Source organism: Okeania sp. SIO2B9, from assembly GCF_010672505.1.
Lineage (GTDB): Bacteria > Cyanobacteriota > Cyanobacteriia > Cyanobacteriales > Microcoleaceae > Okeania > Okeania hirsuta.
Genome location: NZ_JAAHGK010000526.1, coordinates 1 through 4,892 on the forward strand (window position 1 = coordinate 1; position 4,892 = coordinate 4,892).

A 4,892-nucleotide genomic window follows, 5' to 3' on the forward strand; every position below is an offset into this window, starting at 1 on the left:
TTGCTAATAATATCCGAATTTTTCGAGCAACGTTTGATAGTGGATGATAATATAAAATTCTTTTCATTGAGATATCTCCAAAAAAGCCATAAATAAAGTGTAAACTATCAGCATTCAGCCATCAGCTATTGCTTTTAGTGAGATAAAAGCTTTATGTAAGCATCAGCCGTCAGCTTTCAGCTATTAGCTTTTATTGTATGGGTTGACAACTAAAACTCGTCGTTTTTGTGCTTCAATTCTCTGGTTAAAAATGTAGTATAAGTTCAACGAATCCTTACTTCATTCATTAAAAAGCTGAGAGCTGAATGCTTAGAGCTTGATTAATTGAGTTAGAATTAAATCTTACTACGAAAGTCGGCTCCCTTGACCTTAAAGTCTATATTCATTAAACACTTTCCTTCAGGACAGAGTCTTATTGGTGAGAGTTGAATACCCACAATAAAGTTTACCATAAAATTTGGTTTTTTCAACTATTTGGTTTTTCAACTATATTAGGACTTATATCATGTCCGCTGGTATCGTTTGTGTAAAAGTTAGCGTGAATATTTACAGCAAATTTAAGTTTTTTGAAGTTTTTTCCAGCTTTTTAACCTTGTTTACTTCTTCCTTCTTCCTTACCTTACAATACCGATGCTACCGGAGATGATATTACGCAAAGAAACCGGGTTTATAGGATAAATCGTTATTTTTATAATAAACATTGAAAAACCCGGTTTCTGGGTTTGTCTGCGGTATCGGTATAAAAAAGCGTAGAAACCGAGTTTGTTTGAAATACCCCACTGACTAACATCTACCTCTCAAAAACCTGGTTTCTAATAGTTTGTTTGAAATACCCCACTAACTAACATCTACCTCTCAAAAACCCGGTTTCTTATAACACCTCCATTGCCATTGCTATATGATTTCCAATTATGTCAAAATAAAAATCTTACTCAATTATTGGGGATAAATTAATGTCAGAAGTATTAGATTTCGATTTAGTTATTAAAAATGTCCGGGTAGTGCGCCCAAATCAGAATTCGATCGCTCGCCTCGACTTAGGAATTAAAAATGGCAAGTTTGCTCATATTGCTCCAGAAATCAACCCAGAATTAGGTAAGGAGGTATTCGATGCCAAAGAATTATTAGGTTTTCCTGGGTTAGTAGACTCCCATCAACACATTGGTATTTATCAACCTCTACCTCAAGACGCTATTACAGAAACAAAAGCTGCTGCTATGGGTGGAGTGACAACAGGTTTAACTTATATTCGGACTGGGCAATATTATCTCAACCGAGGCGGTGCTTACAAAGATTTTTTTCCTGAAGCATTGAAGCTTTCAGAAGGCAATTTTTTTGTAGACTATGGCTATCACCTTGCCCCTATTAGCAGTAGTCATATTGATGAATTACAATTTTTATTTGAGGAATATGGAGTGCCATCATTCAAAATATTTATGTTTTATGGCGGCTATGGTTTGCACGGAATGTCAGACCAACAAAACCTATTTTTGATGATTGACAAATCAGAAAGATACGATTTTGCTCATTTTGAATTTATCATGCGGGGGTTAACTAAATTACGGGAAACTCACCCAGAAATGCAGGATTATATTAGTTTAAGTTTGCATTGCGAAGTTGCTGAAATTCTCAATGCTTATACTAAAATAGTCCAAAATGATAGCTCTCTGACTGGTATCAAAGCTTATAGTGCTGCTCGTCCTCCCCATTCAAAAGCACTAGCAATTGTTATTGCTTCCTATTTAGCTTATGAAACCAATTGTGTCAATATTAATTTATTACATCTGAGTTCCCAGAAAGCTGTGGAAGCGGCATTAATGATGCAAACAACATTCCCTCATATCAACTTTCGCCGAGAAGTGACAGTGGGGCATTTATTATTAGATGTGGATGCACCTACAGGCAAATGGGCGAAAGTAAATCCACCTATTCGTTCCCGTGAAGATGTAGAATATTTATGGCAAGCGGTATTAAATCGACAAATTGATTGGATAGTCAGCGATCATGCCTGTTGTTCGGCGGAGAAAAAAGCGAGTAGTCAAGACCCGGAGAATATCTGGTTAGCCAAATCTGGTTTTGGCGGTACGGAATATTTATTATCTGGAGTTTTCAGCGAAGGCAGTAAAAGAGGAATGTCTAATAATCATATCGCTGAGTTGTTGTCGTGGAATCCTGCACAACGTTATGGTTTGTTAGAAAAAGGGGATATTGCTGTAGGATATGATGCAGACTTAGTACTTTTCGACCCCAATAAAACTTTTGTTGTGCGTGCGAGTGAGTCAGAGTCGCAACAGGGTTATACACAATTTGAAGGAATGGAGTTAACTGGAAAGGTGAAAAGTACATTTTTGCGGGGAAACTTGATTTATGACAAAGGAGAAGTTTTAGGGTCGCCCCAAGGAAAATATTTGAAGCGACCTTATGGGAAAACAGTTGGAAGTTAACAGTTATCATAAAGTAGTGCTGTTAGCGATAGCATAACGCACCATTTTTGATATTGCTGGTGCGTTACGCTCCACTTCGTTCCACTAACGCACCCTACTGGACTGACATTGACTTGATTAAATTCAGTCAGGAATTACTTCTAAATTCTAAATTGCGCTTAGTACAATATTAGCTCAAATATTCATCCAAAACCTGATGAAAGTGACGGATGCGAGATTCTTGATAGTTACCCAGAGTAATACCAGGTTTGGCGGATGCCTTCAAACCTTTTTGCAGTCGCAGAAAATTGGAAGTGTCTTGATCTAGAAAAGGCCCTATTCCTCGTAATTCTGGTGCATCAGCAAAATTCTGTTCTAATGATAGCCAGGTAATCTTTGCTGCTGGTGGAGTTATCCCAGGTGGGAATGGTTGGAGGAGAAGCACATCCATAATGCAAAGATCAGGATTAGCACCATAAGGTCTAAAGCGAAATTGGAGCGGTTGACCGACACCAGGCCAGTTCATAAGGTTTGGGAAAATAAAGTAAGAAATTGCATCTAGCATTTCTGTATCAGAAACAGCAGAGCAGTCAATCTTAAGATGTTGCTTTAAGGTTTGGCGAGTCACCTCTGCTGCATAAGCACGAGGGTTCATTTCGTCAGACATCTGTAATGTTGCTGGGTCTCCTCCTTTAAATTCTATTAGAGCTTTTGCGGGAACCATTGGGTCTTTTGGTTTACCGAGATGAGGACTACAAACAGCAAACGGACTAATCATGCGATTGTGACGACCATAAATGTCATATTGGGAATTAACATCTCCGATAAGTTTGAGAATTTGTGGATGTGTTGTAATTACATGATAAGATTCTAAAGTAGCCGTTAGTGTAACTTTCCAGTTAGCAGGCATCACTTTGGCAACGTGAGCTGCTGTAAACCTTTCTTGTAAAGCAAACTGTTGAAAATGTTCGGGTAGATTTTCTAAGTAACTCTCCAGAGACTCACAGTCTGAGTCAAAATTAATAAAGACAAAACCCTGCCATGTTGCCACCTTAATTTCAGGCAACCGGAAAGCTTCATCCTCTACTTGTTCAAAATCCCAACGACAAGGAATATGAGCTAGAGTACCATCCAATTTCCATGTCCAACCATGAAAGGGACATTGTAAAGCTAAAGTATTTCCCTCGTTAACACATAATTGGGTTCCACGGTGCAAACAAGAATTGTAGAATGCCTGAATTTTGTCAGCTTTACTTCGGACAACAATTACTGAAAGATCAGCTACATCATATACCACATAGTCGCCAACATTGGGGATATTTTCTTCTCGACAAGCCCACTGCCAGACTTTTTTCCACAACTTTTCCACCTCTAAGTTATGATATTCAGGAGAAAAGAATATTTCTCTGGGAATATCGGCAGTTCCCAGATTTTTGATTGATTCTTGTTTGAGTACAGGTGGCACAGGTCGGGTATCAGTTTGCAATATTTCCTGCACTGTTTCCATCTCGTCTCTACTGAAATTTTTCCTCATCTTTTGCACCTTTTTATTGACTAGGTAAATTGCAGGTATATCTTATATCATATCCGGTTAAATAGCGATCGTATGGGTTGACTCCTGACTCCTCACAACAGTTATTTATAAGTATTCAACCGTTAGCGTAGCTCCCCCTCCGGGGGAACATGATATAACTTAAGTAGGGTTTGCTGATTAAATCTAAAAGCATTGATATATAAAGGTTGAGCGCATTTTTTAGTTAAAAAAAGTCCAAGCTTAATGGTCGTAATGGTTCAAAAAATTAGCATTTTAGGCTTATAGTTGCGCAGAATAATCCCTTGATTATTCTTCCTCCTACCTCCTCTATAATTCCCCGTTCCTCCTGTCTCCTGTCTCCTGTCTCCTACCCTTACCCATAAGACTTTTTCAGCAAACCCTAAGTAGTTTCTGGAATTGGAAATTTTTCCCCTCTTAAATAAGCATCAAAATACTTCTTAAAATACAAAATACTTGTCACATTTGGTTGATCACTTTCATCAGGAGCAAACTCATAAATTGGCAATTTTTCTCTCACCAACTTGACTAAATTAGGATGAAGTTCTTCAAAAGATTCTACCCTAGAAATAGTAGTTTCAAATCTTAATCTAGCTGGATGACCATAACCTAATTTCATCCAAGGCATCCACGGACAATCTCTCGCCCATTCAGAAGGAGGTATTTCTGTTACCCCTGGTCGAGCCACACTAGAGGTAAAATATTCTACTCCTTTAAATTTTTCTCCAGGGCAATAATCTCGATATTTACTTTCTTTTGCCAAAGGATGAGGATATTCTAAAGGAATTTCTATAACTTTTTTCACATATCCAGAATTCTGAGGGATTACAATTTTTTTTGGTGAGACAAAACCCTGGACCATCCGGTTAGCAATATGTACGACAGGAACTTCTTTTACTTCTTCTCTAGGTCGCCAA

3 protein-coding genes are annotated in these 4,892 nt (G+C 38.0%); 1 reads left to right on the plus strand and 2 read right to left on the minus strand.

What is annotated here, in order from left to right; all coding sequences use genetic code 11:
* Positions 1-953 precede the first annotated feature (953 nt).
* The gene (locus tag F6K13_RS18315; protein ID WP_124143624.1) at positions 954-2,444 is read left to right on the plus strand and encodes a dihydroorotase family protein; all 1,491 of its coding nucleotides are present in this window, start codon (positions 954-956) and stop codon (positions 2,442-2,444) included.
* Between the two features lie 169 nt (positions 2,445-2,613).
* On the opposite strand, the gene F6K13_RS18320 is transcribed toward F6K13_RS18315, so the two are convergent.
* Together F6K13_RS18320 and F6K13_RS18325 are read right to left on the minus strand one after the other, a co-directional pair.
* Complete coding sequence (locus F6K13_RS18320) at positions 2,614-3,957, minus strand: aromatic ring-hydroxylating dioxygenase subunit alpha (RefSeq protein WP_287287954.1); 1,344 nt, start codon at positions 3,955-3,957, stop codon at positions 2,614-2,616.
* A gap of 400 nt (positions 3,958-4,357) precedes the next feature.
* A partial coding sequence (locus tag F6K13_RS18325) for a DUF1838 family protein (RefSeq protein WP_287287955.1) occupies positions 4,358-4,892 on the minus strand: 535 nt, incomplete at its 5' end.

Excerpts from the sequence above, each read along its gene's own strand:
- F6K13_RS18315 (WP_124143624.1), top strand. The coding sequence starts at position 954 with ATGTCAGAAGTATTAGATTTCGATTTAGTTATTAAAAATGTCCGGGTA.
- F6K13_RS18320 (WP_287287954.1), bottom strand. The coding sequence starts at position 3,957 with ATGAGGAAAAATTTCAGTAGAGACGAGATGGAAACAGTGCAGGAAATA.